Below are 26111 nucleotides of genomic sequence, written 5' to 3' on the forward strand. Positions count from 1 at the left end.
AACGCATGCCCGCCCTCTTTTCGCCGAATTGACACGTGTTCGCCCCGCTAATTCACCGACTGTCTCTTACGGGTCGGTGACAAACTTGAAATAGCCCGCCTTCGACCCTGATTGAAGGCGAAGTTTCCTGCTCCGAGGCGCGAGCACGGACGAAATCGACTCAAGAGGCGGATCCCTTTCATGACCACCGATACCTTGTTTGCCCATCCTCACGCGGTGGAAGCCCCGGCACAGCCAGACGCTCGGGCGCTTGCCAGCCACGCCTCGCATAGCGTGTCCGGACTCGGCGCGCCCGGCAGCCCGATCCCCGTCACGCAGCCCTTCCTGCCGCCGCTCGACGAATTTCAGCCGTACCTCGAGGAAATCTGGGAGCGCAAATGGGTAACGAATAACGGCGTCTTCCATCGGGAACTCGAAAAGCAACTGTGCGAGTACCTCGGCATCGAACACCTCTCCCTGTTCTCCAACGGCACGCTGGCGCTCATTACCGCGTTGCAGTCGATGAAGATCACAGGCGAAGTGATTACCACACCGTTCAGCTTCGTGGCTACAACTCATGCGCTGCACTGGAATGGCATCAAACCGGTATTTGCAGACATCGACCCCGTCACCATGAACCTCGATCCGGAAAGGATCGAAGCGGCCATCACGCCGCAGACCACCGCAATCTTGCCGGTCCATGTGTACGCAAATCCGTGCGATGTGGAGCGTATCGAAACGATCGCAGATACCTATGGCCTGCGTGTCATCTACGACGCAGCCCACGCCTTTGGCGTTCGCATTCGCGATCGCTCGATTCTCGAATACGGCGACATGTCGGTGCTGAGCTTTCACGGCACAAAAGTGTTCAACACGTTCGAGGGTGGTGCAATTATCTGCCGGGACGAGAAGACCAAGCGTCGCATCGACAATCTTAAGAATTTCGGCTTCGTCGACGAAACGACCGTGGTGGCGCCTGGCATCAACGGAAAGATGAACGAGGTACAGGCCGCATTCGGCCTCCTGCAATTGAAGTACATGGATCGCGTGCTTGCACAACGCGCGCTCATTGACGAGCGTTACCGCCGGGCATTTCGCAACGTGCCCGGCCTTGCCATGCATGAGGTGCCCGAATACTGCACTAAGAATTACTCATATTTCCCGCTGCTTGTCCGGCCCGAGTTTCCACTCGACCGCGACGAACTGTACGGTGAGTTGAGGACGCACCGGATCGCCGCCCGCCGCTATTTTTATCCTCTTATCAGCGAGTTCCCGATGTATCGAGGTCTGCCTTCCTCCGGGGCGCACAACCTGCCGGTTTCTACGGAGCTGTCGCGCCAGGTGCTGTGCCTGCCCATCTTCCCGGCGCTCGAGCAAAGCGAACAGGATCGGATCATCGACGTGATCCTTGCGTGCGCGCACCATAATCGTCGAGCGAGCTGAACGGATGTTTGGCAGTGACGAAGTCGGCGCCTGCCCGACGACCATTCGAACCTCAGAGGCAGGACCATGAATCGCGACGCAATCGGCGGATACCTTGAACTGGAATTGCCGCCTGGCAACGGCGAACGCTACCCCGGTGCGCAGCGCTTCCAGTCCGCCCGCGCCGCGCTTCTGGCGTTGCTCGCGGCGCACCCGCCTCAACGTATCTGGATGCCGTGGTACAACTGCGAAACGATGCTCGAACCGCCGGCAATGGCGGGCATCCCGGTTCATCGATACCAGATCGACCAGCACTTCGAAATCGCCGAAGACATCGTCCTTGGCGAAAATGACTGGCTGCTTTACGTCAACTATTTCGGCGTATGCGACGCCCAGGTCGAACGGGTTCTCTCACAATTTCCGCCCACGCAGGTCGTGATCGATAATTCGCAGGCTTTCTTTTCTCCTCCGACTGCCTGCCTCGCAACTTTGTATTCCCCACGCAAGTTTTTCGGCATTCCAGACGGCGGCTATCTGATAACCGATCTGCCCATTCCGGAACCCGAAGAGCAGGACGGCAGTTCGATCGAGCGTTTGCAGCCACTGCTGATCCGTATCGATAAAGGACCCGAAGCGGGCTATGAAGGCATTCGGATGGCCCGCGCCACGTTGCGAGGTCAGCGTCCGAAGCGCATGTCCACGCTCACGCAACGCCTGCTCGCCCATATCGACTATGCCGCCGCGTTCGAGCGCCGCAAGCAGAATTTCGCGCGCTATCACCGGCTGCTTGGCAACGCGAATGCACTTACATCGCTCGACGCGCGAGCGCGGGCGCCGCTCTGTTACCCCTTTTGGAATCATCGGACGGATCTGCACGCCGCCTTGTCGGAGCAGCGTATCTTCGTCGCGAAATATTGGCCCAACACGCGCGGCCGCAGCGGCACGCCAAATGACCTCGAGTTCCGGCTATCAACCGAATGCCTCGCGCTGCCGTGCGATCAGCGTTATGGAGAAAGCGAAATCGATCTGGTGATAGCCGCGCTGCGCGAAGCTGCCGCATAACGCTATTGCGGGCTATTGCGGGCTATTGCGGGCTGTTGGGGGAGCAGCGTCGCGCCGGCACGCAATGCATCGACGACCGTCTGTGGAGAGTTCCACATCAGGACGTCGAGAATCGAAAGACCGGGTTCGAACTGGTACGTGCCAGTGTCATACGTAAAGTGCTCGAAGGACAGAAACTCCAGCGAGATATTGCGTGACGCAAAGTCATCCGGGTCGAACAAGGCCTGTCCCCCGACGGGATTCACATACCCGCTCGCCCCTAGCGTCGAGCATATGGCGGGCGCCCATCCGCCCGGCGGAAGCTTCTCCGGCAAGCGCAAGTCGAGTTCGGAGCAAATCCGGTAGTTGAAAGGCAGTCCCAGGTAGTCACAGACGACACGCAACCCACGCACGTTCAGATGCGTCAATTGGTCAATCGTGTCATCCGCCATCGCGGCCTTCACCAACTCATCAACAGCGCGATAGTACGGCGCCTTCTGCCGGTAGTGACTGAGCTTGCCGAGCACGCTGCGGCGTGTTTCTGCCAGATTGAGTACGCGTGCCTCGCTAGTTTTGATCGAGATCGTCGAATTCGACAACGGCACGCTGACGTAATTCCAGCCCTCCTTCGGATGCAAGACCCGATTGCGATTCATCCAGGTCTTGGGCGTGTACTGCGTGATGTCGAATACCACCCACGCATCCGTGCAGGCAATCAGTGCAAAATGCCCCAGGTACGGAAAGAAATACGGCTGCATGATGCCGAGCTTCACATCAGGCTCCGAGTATTGCTGCAATGCGCGCGGAGTGACATTGCGCCGTTCGTATCACCGTGGCGATACGCTCGACCACCGCTTCATCTGCCTGCGCGCCCGTTGGCAACTGCAGGATCGAGTCACACCAATACCCGGTATTCGGCAGCACAACGCTGGCCGCGCCGCGCCGCGCGCCGAGGCCCCGGTCACCAGCGGCTTCAATATTCTCCGCGCGAAGTACCTCAATCAGCGCATTGCGGGACAGGCCGAACGCGCTCGCGTCCATCTCGTACACAACATTCTGGAAATTGCTCGCGCTGACCTGCTCCGGTTTTCTCAGTCGCAGGCCCGGCACGTCGCGCAACAACGCTTCATATGCATTGAACACGCGACGGTTGCGCGCGATGAGTTCCGGCAGATCATCCAGATTCATCAGTGCAATCGCGGCTTGGGCTTCCGACAGCCGCCCGTTGCCGGTCTTGCCGACCGGTACCGGGCGTCCCATTCCGTAGTTGCTGCGGATATTGCGAATATGGGCCGCCAGGTCGTCGTCGTCGGTGCAGATCACCGCGCCTTCCGTCGAGCCAAGAATCTGGCTTGAATGAAAGGAGATCACTTCGAGCCGGCCAAAGCCGCCAAGCGGCTTGCCCGAGATCTCACACCCAAACCCCTGTGCAGAGTCGAAATAGAGTGCAACGCCATGCCGCGCGGCGAGAGCCTGCAGAGCTTCGACATCGGTGGCGTCGCCCCACAGGTTGACGCCCAGAATGCCGCTGATGCCGTCCCTCAACAACGGCTCGACAGTCTCCGGACTCAGATGCCCGGTTTCGCGCGACACATCGCAGAACTCAACCTCGACGTCGGCCCAGGCGAGCGACTGTGCGGTGTTCACAAAGCTGAAGGCCGGCACGATGACCTTACCCTTCAACCCGAGTGCCTGGGCGGCGAGCGCGAGACCGATCGTGGCGTTGGTCACGCACATCGCATGGCGTACCTGCAGGCGCTCCGCGAGGCGAGCCTCGAGCACCTGGGCAAGCGGACCGTGATTCGTGTAGTACTGCCGCGCGAAGATATCCCGAAATGCAGCTTCGTAGCGATCCCAGGACGGGAAATTGTGCTGACCCAACGCGAGACGCTGCGGAAGCGCCGGGACCCCGCCCAGAACCGCGAGGTTGCCAGTGGTGAAAGTGCTTGTGCTCATGTCGGGTAGCGCTCGTTGATTTGCACGGCATGCTTGTGAATGAATCCCAGCAGCGCGACGATCTGCGCGATGTCGGCTTCGTCGACGAAGTGACCGCACGGCAGCATCAGGAAGCGCTCTGCCAATTGCTCGGTCGCCCGCAAATCGCCCGCGACGGTCGGGTAATCGACGCGTTTCTGGTGCAGCGCCGGGAAATAGTACGGACGCGAGAGCATGTGCTCGGCGTGCAGGATCGCGAGTACGCGCTCTCTCTTCACGGGCCAGCCGTCTTTCAGTTCCACGACGATGTTCTTGTAGCCGCAGCGTTCGCTCTCGTCGAACGGCACCAAACGCATATCAGGTACCGCTGGAATGAGTCGCTGGTAGGCGCGATAGCGGTCGCGATTGCGAAGGACCTGCGCCTCTACGTCGTCGATCGCGGCCAGCGCCATCGCGGCGTGCATCTCATTCTGTTTGGCGTCGATGCCTATATCGTCGAGCGAACCATCGTCCCGGATGCCGAAGTGACGCATGTCGCGCAATCGCGCCGCGAGCGCATGGTCGTTAGTCGTTACATAGCCGCCTTCGAACGCGTTGAATAGCTTGCTGGACTGCATGGAAAAGCACTCGGCCCGGCCGCAGGAGCCAACCTTGCGGCCCCGGTAGGTTTCGTAGACCGACTCGACGGCATCGAACAGGAGCGGAATGCCCGTCTGCACAGAGAGTCGCTCGAGACCGTCGACGTCACAGCAATTGACGATGGGGTGGACCCCTAGAATCAGTGCGGTGTTCTCGTTGATGCAGGGCGCCGCCGTCTCGGCGGTAATCGCGAGCGTGACAGGGTCGACTTCGCAAAAGTGTGGGACCAGACCGGCCCACGCCACAATGTCAGCGAGCCGCCGGTACGTCAGCGATGGCATTACAACTTCATTCTTGCCCGGCAGGGCCAGGCACTTCATCGATAGCACCAACCCCCAGAAGCCCCCGGCGAACGAGACGCAATGCTCCACCTGATGGAATTCGGCAAGCCGACGTTCCAGCATGTGCTCGACGCGCCCATGGTCTGTATATTGGCGCGCATCATGAAACAGCTTCGAATACAAAAGGAACTGCTCGACATCGGGCTGCACCAGATTCGAGATCGAGCGGATCGTATCGAAAAGCGGCGCGCCGCCGAAGATTGCGAGATCAGCAGGCTGAGTCTTGCCGAACATGAATTGGTTACCCCAAAATCCGGTTAGCGTGCACGTTCAAGCACGGCGTTGTAGCGGTAATGCGCCTGATAGAAATCCTCGGGCATCAGTTCGATACGTGTGCGCCAGCCGCTTCGGGCGGCGAGCGCTTCAAGTTGCGCGGGCGAGCGCCACTTGCCAATCTGCGACGCTGGATCGTCGAGTTCTCGGCTGAAATCCTTGCCGTCTGGGAAGAACAGATGCGCGCGGTCGCGATCCGGCAAATTGCCGAGAAAGACAGTCGTGATGCCCGTGAAGCGGTTCGACAGTCCAGTCAGCAACGCTTCCGCCTGGTCATCGCTCAAATAGGACAGCATTGCGTAGCACAGCGCCTTGGTAAAGCGCGCGGGGAGACTTTCAGCGCTGAGATACGCCATCGCGTCGCCTGCGACGAAAGCAAAGCCAGCCCGCTGAAACTTGCGCTGCGCCACCGAAATCAGATAGTCCGAAAAATCCACGCCGACAAATTCGCTGCACCCGTCAAACAGGAACTGCGAAAGCGCACCGTTGCCGCAACCCAGTTCCAACAGTCGGTCTTCGCCTGTCAGAGCGAGTCCGGAGCGAATCGAATCGACGATCATCTGGATCTGGTCGTCTGATACCGGCTTTCCGTAAACCGTGCGCCGCACTTGTCCCCAAAGGTCGTCGGGAGGCAGGGTCTTCGGATACTCCTTGTAGTCGGATTTCGGGTATTCCATTCGTGCAAGCCATTCAGGAAGGAGTATTACGCGAGTTAGTGCCGAACGATCGATGCGTATCGAATGGCGCTCGCAGCACAAACTCACTGCTGAGCGCCGCAAACACAGATCGCCGCGCCGGAATTTCAATGGTCTCAAGCATAGCGGCGATCGCCGGGCGGCAATCAGGTGAAAAGAATCGGGTTTCGGTGCCATTTCGGCACGAACGCTTGTTGCATGGCGCACTGCCGGAGGCATCGCGCTAAAACCTTTACCGGCGGTTCTACACGCGGCATGAACTACGCGATGCAAGCACGCTCGGTAGATCGCGCGAACGGAAAGCAGAGATAGAGGGCTTGGGGGGAATGGATGAAGCGACGGATCAATTGCTGATCACGTCCCCACAGATATGGCGCGCCCGGCTGGGATCGAACCAGCAACCCCTGCCTTCGGAGGGCTGGAAATTGTGTCTCTAGGTTTCTAAGTGCGTCCAAAAAACTCCATAAGTTGCTGATTTTTATGAATTTAGTGACTATTGATGTCTATGTGTTTTCAGCCTAGAATTTCCGTACGAGTTCCGTACGAAAATTTATGTCCGCATCTATTATTTCCAAAACCGCTCGCGACAAGCTGCCACCGCGTCGCGAGCCGTATTTCGCTCGGATTCGCACCGGCGTCTATGTAGGCTTCCGGAAGCTTGCACAGGGCGACGGTACCTGGATCGCGCGCCGACGCAACGAAAGCGGGAAGCAGGAATATCACGCCATCGGTGCATTCGAACATTTTGACGATGCCGTGAAAGTTGCGAGAGAGTGGGCATCGGCAGCCGAAGCGGGTATTTCGCCCACCAGTTGGACGGTAAAAGACGCATGTGAGCACTATGTGAAGCACCTGGAGCTGCATAAGGGCAAAGCAAGCAAGGCGGACGCGGACGGACGTTTCAAACGCCTGATATACGACACGCAACTCGCAAAGGTCGAATTGTCAGCGCTGCGCACAGCACACGTAACAAGCTGGCTCTCCAAACAAATCGAGATCGGCGATGACGATGCAGAGGACGAAGATGATCTACGCCGCGCCAAAGACAGCGCGAACAGGAATCTCGCTTCATTCAAAGCCGCCTTAAATCGGTCGCTTCACGATCGCTACGTTCTCACGGACGCTGGTTGGAAAACGGTCGCCAAGTTTGCAGACGTAGGACGACGGCGACAGTCGTTTTTGCCAGCAGAACAGCGGGCTACATTGATTCAGGCGTGCGGCGAAAATATTCGCGAACTCGTAAAAGCTATGCTTTATACGGGTGCTCGCCCGGGTGAATTGGCGAACGCCAGTTCGAAGGATTTCGATATCGGCCAAGGTACGCTCACTCTCGACGGGAAAACTGGACACAGGGTCGTCTCATTGTCCACGCGTGCGATCGAATTTTTTGAGCACGCTACGCGCGACAAAATCGGGAACGCTCCGATCTTCACTAACGAATTCGGGCAACGCTGGACAAAGGATCTCTGGAAAAAACCATTCAAAGCGGCGGTCACGGCAGCAGGATTACCGCCGACCGTCGTCATGTATTCGCTGCGTCACACAGCTATCAGCGAAATGATCGCGCACGGACTTGATAGCTTCGAAGTTGCCCGCATGGCTGGAACATCGAGCGAGATGATCGATAAACATTACGGCCATCTCCGCCACGACCGAATGCGAGCAAAGCTAGACGCTGTTGGAATTCTCTGACGTTATACCTTGACCATCACTTGACCGTTACACGAAGATCGGGTCTCCGACCAATAACATGCACGACTCGCTTGGAATCTAACAATCAGATGTCAACGGATGCACTGAATGAGCCGCACACGCCTGTGGATGTCGAAGGTTGCTGGAGAGATTTTGTTCGTACTGTGGGGGGCGAAGTAGTTGAAGACTTGATCCCACAGCCGCGAACTTTTGAAAACGCCGACTTTTTGTTTTCTTCGGATGATGTAGTCGTGGAACTCAAGGAGGTCCAAACCGAGTTCTGGAATACCTCAGCCATCCGCAATGGTTTCGAAGCATTGCTTGCGCGGCTGGCAAAAGAAGATCCAGCATGGCGTCCGGCTCTATTGGGCGGTTCCGGTGAGTATCCGAATTGGTTTCGCACAGAATTTATCCGTCTGTTTCGCCCACCTATCTCACGCATACTGAAGAAGGCGAATAGGCAGATCCGAGAGACGAAGGGACATTTCAAGATTTCAGCCGCAAAAGGTGTGTTGGTACTTGTGAATGATGGCTTCACGTCGCTTGAGCCACACTATGTCCGCGCCCTTGCCAGCAACTTGCTCGGGACTTCCTACACTTCGATCGACTGCTTTCTCTATTTAACGGTGAATCGATATGTAGAGATCGCAGACAGCGATATTGCTGGGCTCCTGTGGATGCCCACGTACAGCGATCGCGCTTCCGACTCTCTAGTTAGCTTCATCGACGATCTAGGCCCGAAATGGTTTAACTTCCTAGAACAGCGCGTAGGGCCGTTCAGTGCACCGCTTACGAAGATTTCGCAAGACGACGGTTTTGCCCCTCGGATGCGCGCAATCGTGCTACCGAACACAACGTAGCGTATTCAAATATCGCAAGAATCCGTCTCATATGCGTGTCTGATGGCTAATCGAAAAACGTGTTCGTGCGCGGGCAGCTATGACAGTGTGTTGCTCCTCACGACCTCGCGGACGTTGTGTGCCAACATGGACGACACATAACAATGCACGAGAGACGGGATATGAATGACGTGGCTGTTACCCGTTTGTTTGTCGAAATCGGACTCGATCTGAACGAATACACGTGAGTCGGCATAGCTTCGTGTTTTCCCATCGGGATACACGATCAAGTCTTCGCGAGCACCGCCAAGCACGAAGGTTGAAGTCGAGTGAATGACTCGACCCAAGATCCACCATAGGTCTCGTTGACAGAGCGAGACTTCGACTTCATCCAGACCACCCTGCTTGATCTTGTGAGAGATCATGTTTGCATGCGGAAAAGTCGTTTGAGCGAGGGCGCGCATATTTGCGCGCTCAATCACCTTCCTGCAAAAAAAACAAAAGTCGTGAAGGCTATCGACAACCTCAATTGTGAACTCTAACGACCACGGCTCAAAACTCATGATGTCGTCTTCTAGCGCGTTGTGACCGTGCACGAACTTTGTATTGTCGAAACACGAAACCGCGAGAAGCCGTGCTCCTGCATCAACGACGCGCCGATGCCAGCGCGCTATCAAGGCGATCTGCTTGTCCATTCCCGACCCCATATCGTTTGTCTACATCCGTTGTCTAAAACGCTGATTCTCAGTCAACAGCCGCAACGGTAGATTTTATGCAGACTGGAAAAGAATCGACCGATTTATTGCCAGCAAAACTCGAACTGAAAATTGGAAAACAAGCCCATCTTCCAGGGTTTTTTTCCACGATGTATAATTACCACGTTTTCTTTCCAATGCTGCGACACCATGTCGAGAACATTTCTTTACGCTCGCGTTAGCACGGCCGATCAGTCAACAGCGAATCAAGTTCTACTTGCAGAAAAGGCCGGCTATGCAGTCGCGGAGCAGCGCGTGTTTGCGGAAACGGTAAGTGGCACCGTTGCTGCAATGGACCGTCCGATGTTTGCCAAACTCGTCGACAGACTCGAAGATGGCGATAAGCTCGTCGTCACAAAACTCGATAGACTCGGCAGGAATGCACGTGATATTGACACGACGGTCGCGATGCTGCGAGACAAAAGAATTTCAGTCATCGTGCTCGACCTGCCCGTGATGGAAGTTACGAGCGCGGCAGGCGATCTTGTGATGCGAATGTTCGCCGCGTTCGCGCAATTCGAGCGCGACCAGCTTGTTGAGCGAACGAATGCCGGGCTCGCACGCGCGAGGGCGGAAGGAAAGATTTCCGGCCGACCTCGATCGTTGACGGAAAAACAGCGAATCGAAATTCGAGTAAAGTTGGCCGCAGGCGCGACGGCGCGTGGATTAGCGAAAGAGTACGGCGTAAGCCATCCCACGATCGCGAAAGCTGCATCGGACGTAACCGCCTGAGACGCAACAAGCTCCACTGAGCCTGTTCAAAGTTGTTCGCCCCAAGTGGATCGCAGCACAATGCATCGATTGCTTAGAACTTCACACCTACGGACAAAACAACTATGTCGGAAAGCGTGCATGTATTGAAAGGCATGTGGGCAATGGAAGAGGCCGCGATCATGAAGACCGCGCGGATGCTCGAAGACTCGCCGATCATGAAGACCGCGCGGATGCTCGAAGACTCACCCATCATGAAGACCGCGCGGATGCTCGAAGACTCACCCATCATGAAGAGCATGCGGATGCTCGAAGATTCGCCGATCATGAAGACCGCGCGGATGCTCGAAGATTCGCCGATCATGAAGACCGCGCGGATGCTCGAAGACTCACCCATCATGAAGACCGCGCGGATGCTCGAAGACTCACCCATCATGAAGAGCATGCGGATGCTCGAAGATTCGCCGATCATGAAGACCGCGCGGATGCTCGCAGACTCACCCATCATGAAGAGCATGCGGATGCTCGAAGATTCGCCGATCATGAAGACCGCGCGGACGCTCGAAGCGTCATCGCTCGCGGAAAGCGTGTCATCGGCGACCGCCATGCACGGCCTGCCTCGCTTGTCCGCGCTCGGGACAACAATGCAGATCGTCCAGAATTCGCCGCTGTTTCATTGGATTTCGTCGGCGGACAGTAGCCGTCTGGAAGCTTTGCTGGATGCTGCTACTGATACATCACAGTCGACTGCATCCGCAGTCACCGAAACGTCGGTAGATGGAAAATTTTCGTTCGATGACGCAGCCGTAGAGTTGCAAGAAGCGCTGACCGGAAGAGGTCAAGTAAAACCACTGTCGGCCTCAGCACAATATTGGTTATTCAAAATGCTGATGTTGCTCTGGTGCGTGTACCAAGCAATCGCTCAATGGCCCGACTTCCAATCCGGCCTCTGTGACCTTCAAACTCGCCTAATGTCCGCCGAATCACGTCGTGAGTTGCGAAAGCTAACACGAGGTTTCGTATGCGAGTTGCCACCGGACGTAATGAAGAGCCTCCGATATACCGACGACGACGGTGTGAATCTTTACCAACGGCCCGCCGTCCGATCACAGGTGATCGAAACCCTACCGAAAGGTGTCGTGCTTGCGATACTGGACGAAACCGATCGCAACTGGCTCTACGTGCACATCGAGCTTGATGGAGTCGACTCGGAAGGATGGGTGTCGCGCAAGTTTACTCGTCGATTTACACAGTAAAGCGGCAATGGCATGTCTAAGAAATTCTCTTGATACCCGACGAAAAGCGGGCAGACAAGACAGGTATGGGAACGAGTCCGTCGACTAAATCATGGATCACGGAAAGACAGAATCAAAAGAAGATAGCTTTCGCGATTTTGGGATGGCCGTCGGTGGTTTCGCACTCGGCTGTGTACTTGCAGCCGCTTTTGCGCACGTGCCCGGAGACTCTCCCACTTGGGCCTCATGGGCACAAGCATTCGGGACCGTAGCTGCAATTGCAGGCGCATTCGTAGTTGCCGCACACGATACGCGGGCTCAACGGTCGGCGCGTGATGAGGAAGCGAAACAGGAAGCCGCCACCACGATCCTTAGCTTGCAGGTCTTGGCAAACGAACTTGCGCGCATGTGCACGCTTTCCATGTATCAGAAGCAAGATAGGAGCGGCCAAATCATCTACGCTGATGCCGCAGGCGAATTTGACGCGATCGCGCGAATATTCCACGACTTTCCAATAGGAACGGTTGCCGCACAAGGACAGATGCACGTGCTTCTGCATTTGCGCCGGATCGCTCTCGAAATGAGTAGCATCCTCCGATCGGACCCCGATCTGGGCGGCGAGCAATTCGTTTTGCGGCACAGGACGCGCAACCTTGAATTGACCAGCGCAGCCCGCCGCCATTCTATTGAGCTAGCTGAAGTCGTGCGACGAATTGCACCCGGCCGTTTCGATGAACAAATAGCTACCAGATTGTAGAGTTTCCGCTGTATGCGCATACGATGAGGCCGGGCGTCAGCTCTGCCAGACCCCACCGACGTGCAAATGACACATCTCTTGGGAGCGCGATAGGGGATACGACATTATCGGCGACGTGCATAGGCACGCCGAGAAGTTGCGAGCGCTCCTGTATCGCCTGGCTTATTCGGAGCGAAACGGGGCAATCTGTCGTGAAGAGCGCATCGCAATTTTTGTCGGCGACTTGATCGATCGTGGCCCGCGTTTATCTCGGCATCATGATGCATGGTATGGGTCAAGATCGACCCACCTTCTGCCCAAACGGATCACACCAATCAAACGTCTTCGAAGTTTTGCACTGCAATGACCGGCGTGCCGCCGCGCACCTTTGCTAGATCAGCTTTAGCATTTGCGAGACGGGCTTCCTCGGCTAGCTCCTTTCGCACGATAGATTTGCCGATCGGTGCGACGGCCAGCCCTGCCAGTTTGAAATGCTGCAACCCGAAAGGAATCCCCAAGATGGTGATGCAGCAGGCGATGCCAGCAACCGTGTGAGCGAGCGCGATCCAGATTCCGATAACGAACAGCCAAACGATATTACCAAGCGTGCCAAAAACGGAAGTGCCAATGTCTCGCTTCAACGTCAGCTCTCGGCGATTGATCGCTTCCTTCCCGAAGGGAGCAGCCGCAAGTTCCGAAATGTTGTAGCAGGCTCGACCCCATGGAATTCCGACGATCGAGATAAACGCGAATAGCGAACCGATCAGCCAGATCAGCCATGCCCAAAATCCGCCCAAAAAAAGAAACCAAATGATGTTTCCAAGAGTTCGCATACGTTCGCTCCTGACGATTCAATAGATTATTGCCACGAGCCGATGTCGGCATCGTTGCCCTCGCCGCCCGGTTTCCCGTCCGCGCCGTAACTAAAGATGTCGATTTCACCGTGGACACCTGGATTCAAATACTGATACGGGTTGCCCCACGGATCGTTTGGTAGGCCGGTGAGGTAACCACCGTCCTTCCAGTTGCTCGGAGCCGGTGCCGAAGTTGGCAGGTCGATAAGTGCTCGCAACCCTTGCTCTTGAGTCGGATACTGACCATTGTCGAGACGATACAGCTTGATTGCTTGCATCATGGTGCTGATATCCTGCTTCGCGGCAACGCGGCGTGCTTCATCTTGGCGTATTGCATCGGGACTATTGGCGAGTGCGGCAATTCCGGCCACCATCGCCATAGCTGCCTTTGCTTGCTCTTCCGCCTTCTTCTTTGCCTCTTCCGCGTCTGCCTTCACTTGTGAGGCGTTCGCATTGATGCAGTTTGGATCAGTACTCAGTTGTCCAGGATTCGAATTGCATTCCCCAACGACCCGTTTTCTCAGGTCAGGCTGCTGATCAAATTCTTCTACTTTGACCACTCGATCCAGCCCGGACACACGAGTTGGATTACAGGCCGCGAGCGCGATCGGAAGTAAAGCAACAAGACAGATTTTTTTCATTTCCAGTGTGGACACCAACGGTTGTTTTTCCGATTAACGGCAACCAATGCCACTCCTTGATGCTTAAATGCGTTTCGAATGCATGTCTTTCACTTGGAATTTCGCCGTGAACGCCAAGAAATCTAGCAATGACGGTGTACAGCGCTGCGCGCTCGTCGGTCTAAGTCGATCATTACCGTCTACGGCCTATCGAATGGCTGAATATGCGGTTGAGCATTGGTCGCTGATTCCCCCACCGAATCCAAGCACCGTCACGATGTCAGCAACCTGCTTTCGAAGAACTTCATTGCCGGGAGCGGTAGCGCATCGTTGAGCTACGGCCGTTGCGCCTTGCTCTTCGATAGCTTTCTCCAGCGCTGAATTGATTCGCGTAACAGCGGTTTTGTAATTTGCGCGTACTTCGTCGGCCTGCGCCGGTTGTTTCAATTCGGCCAGCCTAACCAAGTCTGCGCCGCAGATTTTTATGGTGGTCACGTATTGCTGGCATGCGGGCGGGAAGGATTGCGCCGTCGCGTTCTGGGTCGCGACTAGCAATCCAAGTGTGGCTCCGATCGAGAGCCAGTTCATAGCGAGTTTCACGGCAAATCCCTTTAACGATTCATAAAGTGCGATCGCGCGCAGACGTGCATCAATCACATGATCGAGCGGAACATCGTGAGCGCTCGCGCGTGAAGCTGCTGACGTTCGCTCCTGTATATCGGCAGATGAACAACAACATTTAGTGTTGCTGTCAACATTTTACGGTGTTATGCGAATTTCCATAGCTGGTCAATATCCACCCGTGCATTTTTGTTGAGTTCTACACGGAGCGTGGGGATGACGGAAGCCGCGAATCAAGAGAGAATTTTTGCGAAACGGATCGGTCACGCGCTCGCTCAAGCGCGGAGCGATAGCGGGATGACGCAAGAACAGGCGGCGGAATCGCTTGGCGTGAATACAGAAACAGTTAGCCGATTCGAACGAGGTCACACGCTGCCGCCGCTCGGTCGGTTGTTCGAGCTGGCAAACCTCTACAACGTGGCACCTGAAGCGCTGATTGCTGGGGGTGCTGAGCGCTCGCTACATCCTGCGACAGACATTGCAGCCATGATGAGCGAGCTGTCCGATAGCGATCGTGAATTCGTACGTGAATGGGTTGCCGCGATGTGCAGACGCCTCGCACATCAAGCGGCACCAAGTCGTGGTTAGGAGCAGTCCACGATTCGCGGGCTATGATTCCCCGGATCCCCACGGTTACGCGACTTTGCACGCGGTGCCATCCCCGCGTCGGCAAGCCACTTCGGCGCGTGTGCGATGACTCCCGGCTTTGACAAGATGTCGGTCAACATCAGTTGTGCCTTCGGTTGATTCGGTACATTCAGGTTAAAGCCACGCTTTCGAAAGTATGCGAGGTGCCTTTCGCGCGTGCGTTTGCAGTAGATCGCCGAAAGGTCCGTGCCTAATTTGTGATGCGCAAACGCCGCGCGCATCCTCATATCCATGCCCTTGAAGTCTTCCGGCTTTAGTTGCCCGAACGTAATATCAGCAAGGGGCAAGCGCGCGAAGTATTTGCGGAACACTTCGCGAGCAGTGGACGCCGACCACGCCCAAACCTGGTCCAGATTCAAACGACGAAGTTCCGACCCCATCAAACGAAGCTCAACGCGCAGAAGCGGCTCACATTCCTGCGCCAGTTTCATCAAAGATTTATCGCTACCTTGATCCTTCTTTTTCAGCGAAGAGCGCATCTGCGCACCCTTCGCATATGCTGAAATTTTGTAACTTTTGCCGCTGCGCGGCGCTAGCGACACGTATGTTCGATACAAATGACACTCAACACGACGCGCTGCTAACAAGAACCTCAGCTGGCTCAGCACTCGAATAACCTGCGCTTCACTTTCAAGCTTGAAATTTACAGCCAGGTCGACGCGATGCAGTCGGATTTGCCCGGCCTTCCATGCGTCGAGATTCTCAGGTGTTGCGCGCAGGTCGTGGAATTTACCAATACGCCTCAGTGCCCAAAGACAGGCGTTCCGCAAATTCGGCGACGAGTAAACGTTTTGACCATATCGATTACCGTAGGGTGACCCTTCGACTGTCAATTCCCCGTTTGATTCGTTCCCTTTTCCGGCATGTCGCATCTGGAGTTTATGACGCCCATTCATCCCGGCAAGGGGCTTGCGATTTGTCTTAATTGTGAATATTTCACCGTCATCGTTTGTGATTATCGATTTTGTCACATCTTTGAATGGGACACCGACATTATCGACAGAGAATTTGACAGTGTCAATGTTCACTCGAAATTTATCCGGCAGTATTGCCGGTTTTGATTTATCCATCACCTATCCCGCGATGAGTTCTGACATCAAATGTAGAGAAAGCCCGTATTACAGAAAACAGGCCATCTATCGGTAACGAGTTTAGCTTTAGGCGATATTCGAATCGGCTTTGTTATCTTGCGCAGCGCGACCCTCGATTCGACGTTGCATCCACATATCGATTTCGCCGGAAAACCAACCGACGGCGCGCTTCGACAATTTGACGGACTGCGGGAACGTGCCCTTTTTCATTTCGGCGTAGATCGAAGAACGCGGCAGGCCGGTGATTTGCTCGACGGCGGGGCGGCGCAAGATGCGTTGGCTGAAATGCGATGCGTTGCCGGTTTCGGTCGGCGAGGCGAGAGAAGTCATGTTGTATCGTCCAGGAAGCGCCGCTGGCTGCGGCATGAACGACATAGTGATCTATCTCCGACTTGATGTCTCGGGACAGAAATTCGGTGCGAAAAAAGTCCATCCACCGGAAGTTTTTTTGCTGTATTTTTCTTCCGGTGGACGTCACCACCCGCTGCTTAATCTTTGCGTGAACGACGTGGTAAGGATTTCCTACTGGCACTAGACGCGAACAACCTCACATATCCAAAGTCGATGAGTCTCAATCCTGCCGCGTGTTTTTTTCGTGCTACTTCGATAAAATCACTCGCAGAATTTTTATTAGATTTCGGTTGCATGATCGCGGCGACTTCTTTCCAAGTTCTGCCGCTTCGACGTAAATCCAGAATTCGCAATTGATCAATATGCGATTCACGCTTCGTCGTAACGGAGGATGGTTTCTCTTCGATACCAGTGCGCCTTTTCAACTGCTCGCTTCGTTTTTGCAGAGTTCTTTTGGCATTTTCTAGCTGAATTTCGATGGCATCCTTCGCGTATAGAGAGAATCGCAGATCGAATGCGATCGCAACTTCATAATCTCTCAACTTTATATGTTTAGCTTTCGGTTCAAAAGTACGCTGCGCTAGAAATGCGATGGCATCATCGACTGTGATTGTCGCGTCACAATCGCGAAAATCCCGAAGCATAAATTTTTCCGCGATCTGCTGCTCTTTTGATACGCGTTCGTCACCCTGAAGTTTTTGAGCCTCGCTACAACCTGCACGAAATTCCTCATTTCGGCGTAAATATTCCCACCCGAGTCGGCGGTAGTCCCATGCTTCCCAGTCGACATACGCGTTGATGTCGCTACCATCGGGCAACGGGTTCTTGAGCTCTTCTGGTTGAGTTTTCGGGTTCACGTCTAGAAATGGTTCCAAACGCGGGTCGGCGGGTTCAAGTCCGATCGCGCAACCCACACGATATCGAAAACAGCGTGGAGGCAATCGGCTTTGCTTGCCCACGCTGCGGCCAAGCGCATGCAGGGGCGAGTTTACTTGACTTGTTGTCGACGTAGCCTGAAGGTTGAATTTCCGTATCGTTTTCGTACGGATCAAACCCTTTACCGAATATTAAAAGACAAGTGCTTGATTTTTTGCCGCTTTCTTGGCGCGCCCGGCTGGGATCGAACCAGCAACCCCTGCCTTCGGAGGGCAGTACTCTATCCATTGAGCTACGGGCGCATTCGGCAAAAAGCGCTGCAAAATCACGCAGTTGATGCGAGTTATGGCGCTAAAGCGAGACCGAGAGCATACCCGGTTTCGGACGGCCCGTCCACCGGAGCGGGCTGCGCAGGGCCTAAAGCGCAGCCGAACGGCTCATGACAGCCCGCCGCCCCCAGCCAGCCACGCATTAAACGCCGCCCAATCGCCCAAAGTGTTCGCGTAAACGCCTACTGAAGACCTCCCGGGCCCGCTCGCCGACGCCGAAACCTTCCGTCTATAATCGTCCGTGGCTGATCAAGAACAAAGTTGTTGCCGTCGCGCTGTACCGCTCACAATACCCACGGGAGACGAGACAAGCATGAGCGAAGCACCACACGGAGCCCCGATCAAAACCCCCGGACAGCTGATCGCCGCAGTCATCGCTGGTTTTGCTGTCCCCATCGTCATCATCGTCCTGCTCGCTTATTACGTCGACAACTCGACCCGCACGGGCGCGGGCACCGACGGTCTGTCCGACGCCGCAGTCGACGCGCGCACCGCGCCCCTCGCCAAAGTCGACATCCGCGACGCCAACGCGCCACGCGTCTACAAGACGGGCGAGGAAGTCTACAAAGCCGTGTGTTCCGCGTGTCACGCGGCGGGCGCGGCGGGCGCGCCGAAATTCACCAACACGGCCGACTGGGCGCCGCGCATCGCCGAAGGTTTCGACACGCTCTGGCACAACGCGCTAGTGGGCAAGGGCGCGATGCCCGCGCGCGGCGGCACGAGCCCTGACGACTACAGCGACTACGAAATCGGCCTCGCCGTCGCGTACATGGCGAACAACGCGGGCGCGAAGTTCGCAGATCCGCCGAAGCCTGTGCCGGGCCAGCCAGCCGCAGGTCCGGCGGGCGCTTCGGGCGCAGCAGCGGCTTCCGGCGCCGAAGCGGCATCAGGCGCAGCCGCAGCAGGCGCGTCCGATGCAGCAGGCACGCAGGCCGCCGCCGCGATGGCCGCCATGGCCAATGTTCCGCAGAACGCGGCGCCCGCATCGGGCGCGACGCAGAGCGCGGACGCATCGCAGGCGGGCAAGGCGCTGTATCAGCAGGTTTGCCAGGCCTGTCACGCGGCGGGCGTGCTGAACGCGCCGAAGTTCGGCGACAAGGAAGCCTGGGCGCCGCGCCTGAAGGAGCCGATGGAAACCGTCTACAACTACGCGCTGCACGGCAAGGGCGCGATGCCCCCGAAAGGCGGATCGAGCGCGTCGGACGCCGACGTGAAGGCCGCCGTCGATTACATGGTCAACGCGTCGAAATAAGCAGCGCGCATCCATCGGTCAACGCGCAAACAAAAAATCCCCGCCTTGAGCGGGGATTTTTTATGCCATCAGCATGGATACGCGGCGCGCGTTCGCGCCCGTCAGGCCTTCTGCAAGAGCGCCTTGAGACTCGCCAGGCGATCCTTCGGCGACATCGGCGCTTCTTCGGGTGTCGGCGGCGGCGCTTCGTCGAGACCCATCTCAGGGATAAACCGCGACGGCTCGCACACCACCGTCTCACGCGCCCGCTTGCGCTTCTTGCACCAGTTCAGATGCAGGCTGCGCTGCGCACGCGTGATCGCGACATACATCAGCCGCCGCTCTTCCTCGATGCGCTCGTCGTCGATCGGGCCGTCGTCTTCCGTGCCGCCGCGATGCGGCATGATGCCCTCCTCGACGCCAACCAGAAATACATGCGGATATTCCAGCCCCTTCGACGCATGCACCGTCGACAACCGCACCGCATCGGGATCTTCGTCCTTGCCTTCGAGCATCGACATCAACGCAACCGTCTGAATCAGTCCGAGCAGATTCTTGCCAGTGTCGGCCAGACCATCGGCGTTGTCGTAGCCGGTCTGCTCCGCGCCCGCTGCCGGCTCAGGCTTCGTGCCCTTGCGCTTCAGCCACTCCAGGAACTCCAGCACGTTTTGCCATTTCGACTGAGCCTGGCGCTCGTCGAATGCGTCGTACAGATAGGCTTCGTAGTGGATCGCTTCCATCATGTCGTCGAGCACGGACGTCGCCGCATCCTTGTCGGCCCGGTCTCGCAGACGTTGCATGAAATCGCAGAACACGCGCAACGGCTCGACCTGGCGCGCCGACAATCGCGCCTCGATGCCGCCCATGTACACGGCCTCGAACAGCGACACCTTCGCCTGCCCCGCGAACGCGCCGAGCGCTTCGAGCGTGGTATTGCCGACGCCCCGGCGCGGCGTCGTGATCGCGCGGATGAACGCGGGATCGTCGTCGGCATTGGCGATCAGGCGCAGGTACGCGCAAATGTCCTTGATCTCGGCCTTGTCGAAAAACGACTGGCCACCCGACAGCACATACGGAATCCGCTCGCGGCGCAACACCTGTTCGAAGATGCGCGCCTGGAAGTTGCCGCGATAGAGGATCGCGTAATCGCGAAACTGCGCGCGTCGCTCGAACTTGTGCGCCGACAGCCGGAACACGACCGACTCCGCTTCATGCTCCTCGTCGTTGCACCCGGTGACGGTGATCGAGTCGCCCATGCCGTGTTCGGACCACAGCTTCTTCTCGAACAACTTCGGATTGTTCGCGATCACGTTGTTCGCGGCCGTGAGGATGCGGACCGTCGAGCGGTAGTTCTGCTCGAGCTTGATGACGTGCAGCTTCGGAAAATCCTTGCCGAGCTGCGCGAGGTTTTCGAGCGTCGCGCCGCGCCAACCGTAGATGGCCTGATCGTCGTCGCCGACGGCCGTGAACGCGGCGCGCGGCCCGGCCAGCAATTTCACCAGCTCGTACTGACACGCGTTGGTGTCCTGATACTCGTCGATCAGCAGATAGCGCAGCTTGTTCTGCCAGCGGTCGCGCACCTGCTCGTTGTTCTTGAACAGCTCGGCGGGCAGGCGGATCAGATCGTCGAAATCGACGGCCTGATAGGCGTGCAGCGTCGCGACGTAGTTGCGATAGACGATGGCCGCCTGATGCTCGTCTTCATTCGAGGCGATCGCCATTGCTTCGTCCGGCATGATGAGGCCGTTCTTCCACAGCGAGATGATCGTCTGGATCTTGCGGATGAAGCCCTTGTCCGTCGAGCCAACCTGCTCCTGGATCATGCCGAAGCAGTCGTCGGAATCCATGATCGAGAACTGCGGCTTCAGGCCGACGTGCTCCGCCTCCTGACGCAGAATCTGCACGCCGAGCGAGTGGAACGTAGACACCGTCAGCTGGTTGACGGGCACCTTGCGGCCTTCCTTACCGGGCGTCGTGAGCGTCTTGCCTTCGAGCAGCTTGCTCACGCGCTCGCGCATTTCCGCAGCGGCCTTGTTCGTGAAGGTGACGGCGGCGATATGGCGCGGCTCGAAGCCCTTGTTTTCGATCAGATGCGCGATCTTCTGCGTGATCACGCGCGTCTTGCCGCTGCCCGCGCCCGCGAGCACGAGACACGGACCGTCGAGATAGCGCACCGCTTCGCTTTGGGCGGAATTCAGGCCTGCGGACATCGTGTGTGGATGAGTAAGGGATTGAGGGCGCTTCGTTACGAACGGCCCGAGAACATCCAGCGCGACGGCGCTTGCGACGCGTCGGATCAGGTGGCCGCGCGGCGCGCCGCCAACCCGCCGCCGATGCGCCACGCAATTGATTCCATGCGCTTTTTGCCGTTCGCGTGAGAACCGCGATGTTAACACGAATGCCCTTTCCGATGCCTCGGCTTATGCCTTTCGGACGGCATCCTCCCGGCGCGCGCCGCCCGATGCGCCACGATGCGCTGCGCAGCTATGCCAAAATTGCGGCGTTGTGCGCCGCCCCCGCGGCGCGCCGGTTTTGCAGGGAACACGCATGTCTTCATCGCTGAGAATTGGCTTGATGGGCTACGGCTTTGCCGGCGCCACATTTCACGCGCCGGTGATCGAACACTGCTCGCGGGCGAGCGTCGCCGCGATCGCCACGGGCCAGCCGGACAAGGCGCGCGCCGATTATCCGAACGCAACGATCGTCGCCGATATCGACGCGCTGCTCGCGCTGCCGGACATCGAATGCGTCGTCATCGCGACGCCGAACGACACGCACTTCGACCTGGCGCGCCGCACGCTCGAAGCGGGCAAGCATGTCGTCGTCGACAAACCCGTCACGCTCTCCGCCGCCGATGCCCGTACGCTCGCGGACCTCGCGCAAAGCAAGGGGCTGGTATTCGCGCCGTTCCACAACCGTCGCTGGGACGGCGACTTCATGACCGTGCGCGAACTGATCGCGAGCGGCGAACTCGGCCGCATCACGCATTTCGAATCGCACTTCGACCGCTTTCGACCGGGCATCCGGCAACGCTGGCGCGAAGAAGCATCGCGTGGCGGCGGCCTGCTGTTCGATCTCGGCCCGCACCTGATCGACCAGGCGTTGACGCTGTTCGGCGCGCCCGAAACGGTCTATGCAACGGTGAAGGCGTATCGCGACAACGCGAGCGCGCCGGACTACGTGCATCTGCTGCTTGGCTACGCGAATCACGAGGTGGTGCTGCACGCTAGCGCGCTGACGGCGATCGTCGCGCCGCGTTATACGATCCACGGCACGCGCGGCAGTTATGTGAAATACGGACTGGACACGCAGGAAGATCAGTTGAAGGCGGGCTTGCGTCCGGGCGACGCCGGTTTCGGCGGCGGCAATGACGCTGGCACGTTGCGCGTGCTCGAAGGCGAACAGGAAGTGCAGCGCGAACTGCCGACTCGCGACGGCGCGTACGTCGAGTTCTACCGCGCGCTGGCGGCGTCGATTCGCGATGGCGCGCCGTTCCCGGTCAGCGCGGCTGACGCGGTGGACGTGATGGCCATCATCGAACTGGCGGATCGCAGTGAGAAGGAAGGGGCGAGGCTGGCGTTCAGGCGCGAGGCGTAGCAGTCGGGGGGCGGCGATTTCGCTGCCACCCGTCACGTCACATGGGCCTTCAGGGCCCTTCCGCATCCATGCGGGATTAAACAGAAAGGAAGGAATATGCAGCATATCGTCCGCGCGCTGGGCTGTTTCGCGTTGGTTTCGTCGCTCGCCGCGTGCGTGGTCTCCCCGTCGCAGCAGCTCGCCGAGCCGTCTCGCGCGCCGAATCCACATGAAATGGCCGTGCATCGCCTCGAACAGGTCGACGGCCGCATCGACAATATGGGCCGCAGCATCGATGCGCGCGTGAATCAGGGTCACTTTCCGCCGCCCGACGGCGCCGCGCTGCACCGCCGGCTCGACACGATCCGCCACGAAGCGCACGACATGGCCGGACAGCACGGTGGCGGCCTCACGGGCGACGAGCAGCGCGTGCTGAATCAGGAACTGGACACGGCGTCGGCGGCCATCAACCGCTGATCGCACTTCGGCGCGAGCGGGATCAGGGCCCCGTTATCGTGGCCACGACGCGCTCGCGCAACTGAGACCACACGGTCATGTACTCGGCGCGTCCGCTTCCGACGGCAGCGCGCTTGAGTGCATCCAGCATCACGAGTTCCTGCGCGACCTTTCCTGAACCCGGATACACCAGCGGCAGTTGTAGGGGATTGAACGATGCCACCTGCCAGTGCTTCTCGGTTGCGAGCAACAACGATACGAGCCGCTCTATCAGGAACGTTTTCACGGGCGTATCGCCCATTGCGTGGCGGCCCGACGCGTTGAGCGCCTTGCCGAGCGGTGTACTGTTCGATTCCGCGATCCCGAACACGATCTCCGCCTGGTCCAGCCAGTGCCGCCAGAAGCGCGGCTTCGCGACGAAGTAGTTGCAATACACGCTGTTCGACGAATCCATGATGAGCGTGCTCAGTTCGATGCCCGGCTTTAACAGCCGCACGATTTCATCGAACGGCCCCCATGCGTTCGGATGTCCCTGCGCGCCCTGTAGAAAGACGTTCGTAAACAATGCACCCGCATCGAAGAAGGGTGAGAACGACACGATATCCGTCGATTCCGGTACCGTGGCAAGAAACGCATGGACGTCGCTTGCTTCGAGATTCGTCTTGACGGCGAACTTGGGCGACAGGAAACCGTAGAATGCCGTGTCGTCCAGCGTCTGCTCGTGCAGAAAGCGGCGGATTGGCCAGTACTCGCGCCAGTCGGGCCGCTGTCCGACGTTGTCAAGCGGAATGAAACCTTCGTCCAGGCCGCTGCGCGTCTGATCCGAATAGTAGATCTGGTAAATGTGCGCCTTGGTCATCGATTGGATGGTAATGGGTGGACACGAGTGGCCGCATGCAGCCGTTTTGCAAGTATCCGGGGCAATCCGGCAAGCCAATTACTCGATCAGCCGGTAGATCCGGCACCAGTTCGGTCGATCGCGCCCCATGTCAGACCGCAACGCGCAGCCCGGGTTTTTTTGACTGTGCGAGGGGTCGCGCCGCCCGCCGAGCCGCCTTCCCAAAAGGTCCCTCGCCCCGATTTGACATCGCTCCGGCCCTCGCGTACATTCGCCGCACGCGTCGGGAGAGCGCGCCGTCCGCTGTCGTTTTCAGAACGCCCAGCAGTCAGCGCCGCCGAAGGGGCACACCCGCAAACTCTCAGGCAAAAGGACCGACCGCGTCGAAAAACCCGCTCGTCATCCGGTCATCGCGACCTCATTCGAATGAGCGCCCGTTTTTCGCACTCTGGAGAGCGGCAGTAGCGCCCGTGCACTAACCCGCACGCGCAGGCTGCCCACCGAAGGGGCGCGCGCCACGCCGGACAGCACTCGCTGACGGCAGCGCAATCTCTCAGGTATCGAGGACAGAGGGGGCATGCAGTTATCGCTCGTTGGCCCGAGATGGGATCAGGCCGCGAGGGGTTTCGCCGCATGGCCTTTCCTGTTTAGCGACGCCCCGAGGCCCCGATGACCGAACTCAAACACACCCCGCTCCACGCCACGCACCGTGCGCTCAATGCCCGCATGGTCGATTTCGGCGGGTGGGACATGCCCGTCAACTACGGCTCGCAGATCGAAGAACATCGCGCCGTGCGCACCGACGCCGGCATGTTCGACGTATCCCACATGTGCGTCGTCGATTTCACGGGCGAGCGTGTGCGCGCGTTCTTCGAGCACGCGCTGGCGAACAACGTCGGCAAGCTGCAAACCCCGGGCAAGGCGCTCTACTCCTGTCTGCTCAACCCCGAAGGCGGCGTGATCGACGATCTGATCGTCTATTACTTCGGCGAAGATCATTTCCGCGTCGTCGTGAATGCCGGTACGGCTGAGAAAGACGTCGCGTGGTTCAACAAGCTCAATGACGAACAAGGCTTCGGCCTGACCATCAAGCCGCGCCGCGACTACGCAATCGTCGCCGTGCAAGGCCCGAATGCGCGCGAAAAAGTCTGGGCGACCGTGCCCCACGCGCGCGCCGCCAGCGAAGCCCTCAAGCCGTTCAATGCCGCGCGCGTCACCGATACGCCGTTTGGCGAACTCACCGTCGCGCGCACCGGCTACACGGGCGAAGACGGTTTCGAAATCATCGTTCCCGCCGATCACGTCGAAGCGCTGTGGAACGCGCTGCAGGCACAGGGCGTGCGCCCGGCCGGTCTCGGCGCGCGCGACACGTTGCGCCTCGAAGCCGGCATGAACCTGTACGGCCAGGACATGGACGACAACGTGTCGCCCCTCGACGCCGGCCTCGCATGGACGGTCGACCTGTCCGCGCCGCGCGATTTCATCGGCCGCGCGAAGCTCGAAGCGGACGGTTCGAAGTCGTCGTTTGTCGGCCTGATCCTGCACAAGGACAACGGCAAGGCAGCGGGCGTGCTGCGCGCGCATCAGAAGGTCGTCACGCCTCAAGGCGACGGCGAAATCACCAGCGGCACGTTCTCGCCGACCATGCAGGAATCGATCGCCTTCGCGCGCGTGCCGAAGGGCGTGCAGCCGGGCGACGTCGTGCACGTTCAGATCCGTGACAAGGCACTTCCCGCCAGCGTGGTTAAACTGCCATTCGTGCGCAACGGCAAAGTGCTCGTCGGCTGATCGGTCACACGATGAGCGTCACGAGACAGACACCGGACAGACACGAAAACGTCGCGTGCGTCCCACCATTTAAATCAACCGAATTACCGCATAGGAGCATCCGATGAGCATCCCGGCCGATCTGAAATATACCGAATCGCACGAATGGGTCCGCACCGAGGCGGACGGCACGCTGACGGTCGGCATCACCGACCACGCGCAGGAAGCACTCGGCGACATCGTCTTCTTCGAAGTGCAGCAGCTGGGCCAGACCGTCTCGGCAGGCGATACCGTCGCCGTCATCGAATCGGTGAAGGCCGCCTCCGATATCTACGCACCGGTTTCGGGCGAGATCATCGAGGCGAACCAGAACGTCGCCGATACGCCCGACGCCGTGAACAGCGCGCCGTACGACAACTGGCTGTTCAAGATCAAGCCGGCGGCGGGCGCGTCGGAAGACCGTCTGATGGACGCCGCCGCGTACGGCAAGTCGATCGGCGAATAAGCCACTTACTCACGACCGGCGCGGCGTTCGCAATGACAGACGCAAGCCGCGCCAG

The 26111-nt window shown here is 58.2% G+C and carries 25 protein-coding genes, 1 tRNA gene, 2 pseudogenes and 2 riboswitches; of the genes and pseudogenes, 13 read left to right on the forward strand and 15 right to left on the reverse strand.

All coding sequences use genetic code 11. The features are described from left to right. Positions 1 to 180 precede the first annotated feature (180 nt). Together C2L66_RS15865 and C2L66_RS15870 are read left to right on the forward strand one after the other, a co-directional pair. Complete coding sequence (locus tag C2L66_RS15865; protein ID WP_082670301.1) at positions 181 to 1422, forward strand: DegT/DnrJ/EryC1/StrS family aminotransferase; 1242 nt, start codon at positions 181 to 183, stop codon at positions 1420 to 1422. 66 nt (positions 1423 to 1488) lie between these two features. After that, a complete protein-coding gene (locus tag C2L66_RS15870) occupies positions 1489 to 2463 on the forward strand; it encodes an aspartate aminotransferase family protein (RefSeq protein WP_060599525.1) in 975 nt (324 codons plus the stop codon). Between the two features lie 2 nt (positions 2464 to 2465). On the opposite strand, the gene C2L66_RS15875 is transcribed toward C2L66_RS15870, so the two are convergent. Genes C2L66_RS15875 through C2L66_RS15890 form a run of 4 tightly spaced genes read right to left on the reverse strand, consistent with a single transcriptional unit; the run spans position 2466 to position 6502 of the window. Continuing rightward, positions 2466 to 3215, reverse strand: a complete 750-nt coding sequence (locus C2L66_RS15875) for a WbqC family protein (RefSeq protein WP_201001484.1) — start codon at positions 3213 to 3215, stop codon at positions 2466 to 2468. 1 nt (position 3216) lies between these two features. After that, complete coding sequence (locus C2L66_RS15880) at positions 3217 to 4398, reverse strand: DegT/DnrJ/EryC1/StrS family aminotransferase (RefSeq protein WP_060599524.1); 1182 nt, start codon at positions 4396 to 4398, stop codon at positions 3217 to 3219. Further along, positions 4395 to 5591 carry an aminotransferase class I/II-fold pyridoxal phosphate-dependent enzyme gene (locus C2L66_RS15885; RefSeq protein ID WP_060599523.1) on the reverse strand — a complete coding sequence of 399 codons (1197 nt, stop codon included), beginning with the start codon at positions 5589 to 5591 and terminating at the stop codon, positions 4395 to 4397. The genes C2L66_RS15880 and C2L66_RS15885 overlap by 4 nt, the downstream gene beginning before the upstream one ends. A 23-nt stretch (positions 5592 to 5614) precedes the next feature. Beyond that, positions 5615 to 6502, reverse strand: a complete 888-nt coding sequence (locus C2L66_RS15890) for a class I SAM-dependent methyltransferase (protein WP_158512151.1) — start codon at positions 6500 to 6502, stop codon at positions 5615 to 5617. A 375-nt stretch (positions 6503 to 6877) separates the two neighbouring features. On the opposite strand from C2L66_RS15890, the gene C2L66_RS15895 reads away from it, so the two are divergent. Further along, complete coding sequence (locus tag C2L66_RS15895) at positions 6878 to 8017, forward strand: tyrosine-type recombinase/integrase (protein WP_060599521.1); 1140 nt, start codon at positions 6878 to 6880, stop codon at positions 8015 to 8017. 71 nt (positions 8018 to 8088) lie between these two features. Further along, positions 8089 to 8877, forward strand: coding sequence for a hypothetical protein (locus tag C2L66_RS15900; RefSeq protein WP_148654552.1), 789 nt, complete (start codon positions 8089 to 8091; stop codon positions 8875 to 8877). Positions 8878 to 8954: 77 nt separating this feature from the next. Here C2L66_RS15900 and C2L66_RS15905 read toward each other — a convergent pair whose 3' ends face one another. Further along, on the reverse strand, positions 8955 to 9551 hold the full coding sequence (locus C2L66_RS15905) for a hypothetical protein (RefSeq protein WP_148654551.1): 597 nt from the start codon (positions 9549 to 9551) through the stop codon (positions 8955 to 8957). Between the two features lie 210 nt (positions 9552 to 9761). Between C2L66_RS15905 and C2L66_RS15910 the strand changes: the two genes are divergently transcribed. The 3 genes from C2L66_RS15910 (at position 9762) to C2L66_RS40660 (ending at position 12314) form a co-directional block, all read left to right on the forward strand. Continuing rightward, entirely contained in the window at positions 9762 to 10343 is a 582-nt protein-coding gene (locus tag C2L66_RS15910; RefSeq protein WP_060599518.1) for a recombinase family protein, read from the forward strand. Positions 10344 to 10447: 104 nt separating this feature from the next. Beyond that, a complete protein-coding gene (locus tag C2L66_RS15915) occupies positions 10448 to 11578 on the forward strand; it encodes an SH3 domain-containing protein (protein WP_060599517.1) in 1131 nt (376 codons plus the stop codon). Between the two features lie 91 nt (positions 11579 to 11669). Next, positions 11670 to 12314 (forward strand): hypothetical protein, encoded by a 645-nt coding sequence (locus C2L66_RS40660; protein WP_148654550.1) that lies wholly within the window; start codon positions 11670 to 11672, stop codon positions 12312 to 12314. 314 nt (positions 12315 to 12628) lie between these two features. On the opposite strand, the gene C2L66_RS15925 is transcribed toward C2L66_RS40660, so the two are convergent. The 4 genes and pseudogenes from C2L66_RS15925 to C2L66_RS15935 form a co-directional block, all read right to left on the reverse strand. Further along, positions 12629 to 13126 (reverse strand): YccF domain-containing protein, encoded by a 498-nt coding sequence (locus tag C2L66_RS15925; protein ID WP_060599515.1) that lies wholly within the window; start codon positions 13124 to 13126, stop codon positions 12629 to 12631. A 26-nt stretch (positions 13127 to 13152) separates the two neighbouring features. Then, positions 13153 to 13476, reverse strand: a pseudogene (gene gspG / locus C2L66_RS41650) (type II secretion system major pseudopilin GspG); the annotation flags it as partial. Between the two features lie 165 nt (positions 13477 to 13641). Further along, positions 13642 to 13788, reverse strand: a pseudogene (locus C2L66_RS41655) (hypothetical protein); the annotation flags it as partial. Positions 13789 to 13974: 186 nt separating this feature from the next. Continuing rightward, positions 13975 to 14424, reverse strand: coding sequence for a hypothetical protein (locus tag C2L66_RS15935; protein ID WP_148654549.1), 450 nt, complete (start codon positions 14422 to 14424; stop codon positions 13975 to 13977). A gap of 180 nt (positions 14425 to 14604) precedes the next feature. Between C2L66_RS15935 and C2L66_RS15940 the strand changes: the two genes are divergently transcribed. After that, positions 14605 to 14976, forward strand: a complete 372-nt coding sequence (locus tag C2L66_RS15940; protein ID WP_060599512.1) for a helix-turn-helix domain-containing protein — start codon at positions 14605 to 14607, stop codon at positions 14974 to 14976. On the opposite strand, the gene C2L66_RS15945 is transcribed toward C2L66_RS15940, so the two are convergent. The 4 genes from C2L66_RS15945 to C2L66_RS15955 all read right to left on the reverse strand — a co-directional run bounded on the left by C2L66_RS15945 (position 14973) and on the right by C2L66_RS15955 (position 17656). Continuing rightward, positions 14973 to 16106 (reverse strand): phage/plasmid replication protein, II/X family, encoded by a 1134-nt coding sequence (locus C2L66_RS15945; protein ID WP_082670299.1) that lies wholly within the window; start codon positions 16104 to 16106, stop codon positions 14973 to 14975. The two genes, C2L66_RS15940 and C2L66_RS15945, sit on opposite strands and share 4 nt — an antisense overlap. An 87-nt stretch (positions 16107 to 16193) precedes the next feature. Next, the gene (locus C2L66_RS15950; protein WP_060602420.1) at positions 16194 to 16457 is read right to left on the reverse strand and encodes an AlpA family transcriptional regulator; all 264 of its coding nucleotides are present in this window, start codon (positions 16455 to 16457) and stop codon (positions 16194 to 16196) included. Positions 16458 to 16615: 158 nt separating this feature from the next. Beyond that, complete coding sequence (locus C2L66_RS40670; protein WP_148654548.1) at positions 16616 to 17335, reverse strand: transcriptional regulator domain-containing protein; 720 nt, start codon at positions 17333 to 17335, stop codon at positions 16616 to 16618. A 245-nt stretch (positions 17336 to 17580) separates the two neighbouring features. After that, positions 17581 to 17656, reverse strand: a tRNA-Arg gene (locus tag C2L66_RS15955). A gap of 340 nt (positions 17657 to 17996) precedes the next feature. Here C2L66_RS15955 and C2L66_RS15960 point away from each other — a divergent pair. Then, positions 17997 to 18935: a c-type cytochrome gene (locus C2L66_RS15960; protein ID WP_054929295.1), complete on the forward strand. Its 939-nt coding sequence runs from the start codon at positions 17997 to 17999 to the stop codon at positions 18933 to 18935. A gap of 101 nt (positions 18936 to 19036) precedes the next feature. Here C2L66_RS15960 and C2L66_RS15965 read toward each other — a convergent pair whose 3' ends face one another. After that, positions 19037 to 21124, reverse strand: coding sequence for a UvrD-helicase domain-containing protein (locus C2L66_RS15965; protein ID WP_060599509.1), 2088 nt, complete (start codon positions 21122 to 21124; stop codon positions 19037 to 19039). Positions 21125 to 21461: 337 nt separating this feature from the next. Between C2L66_RS15965 and C2L66_RS15970 the strand changes: the two genes are divergently transcribed. After that, positions 21462 to 22511, forward strand: a complete 1050-nt coding sequence (locus tag C2L66_RS15970) for an oxidoreductase (RefSeq protein WP_060599508.1) — start codon at positions 21462 to 21464, stop codon at positions 22509 to 22511. Positions 22512 to 22607: 96 nt separating this feature from the next. Next, positions 22608 to 22967 carry a hypothetical protein gene (locus C2L66_RS15975; protein ID WP_060599507.1) on the forward strand — a complete coding sequence of 120 codons (360 nt, stop codon included), beginning with the start codon at positions 22608 to 22610 and terminating at the stop codon, positions 22965 to 22967. 22 nt (positions 22968 to 22989) lie between these two features. Here the strand turns inward: C2L66_RS15975 and C2L66_RS15980 are convergent, their stop codons facing one another. Continuing rightward, positions 22990 to 23805 carry a hypothetical protein gene (locus C2L66_RS15980; RefSeq protein WP_060599506.1) on the reverse strand — a complete coding sequence of 272 codons (816 nt, stop codon included), beginning with the start codon at positions 23803 to 23805 and terminating at the stop codon, positions 22990 to 22992. Positions 23806 to 24058: 253 nt separating this feature from the next. Further along, a riboswitch (glycine riboswitch) is annotated at positions 24059 to 24171 on the forward strand. Positions 24172 to 24222: 51 nt separating this feature from the next. Then, a riboswitch (glycine riboswitch) is annotated at positions 24223 to 24364 on the forward strand. 89 nt (positions 24365 to 24453) lie between these two features. On the opposite strand from C2L66_RS15980, the gene gcvT reads away from it, so the two are divergent. Beyond that, positions 24454 to 25572, forward strand: a complete 1119-nt coding sequence (gcvT, locus tag C2L66_RS15985; protein WP_060599505.1) for a glycine cleavage system aminomethyltransferase GcvT — start codon at positions 24454 to 24456, stop codon at positions 25570 to 25572. Positions 25573 to 25675: 103 nt separating this feature from the next. Next, the gene (gene gcvH / locus C2L66_RS15990; protein WP_054929301.1) at positions 25676 to 26056 is read left to right on the forward strand and encodes a glycine cleavage system protein GcvH; all 381 of its coding nucleotides are present in this window, start codon (positions 25676 to 25678) and stop codon (positions 26054 to 26056) included. The last annotated feature ends 55 nt before the right edge of the window (positions 26057 to 26111 follow it).

The sequence above is a fragment of the Paraburkholderia caribensis genome (assembly GCF_002902945.1).
GTDB classification, from domain to species: domain Bacteria; phylum Pseudomonadota; class Gammaproteobacteria; order Burkholderiales; family Burkholderiaceae; genus Paraburkholderia; species Paraburkholderia caribensis.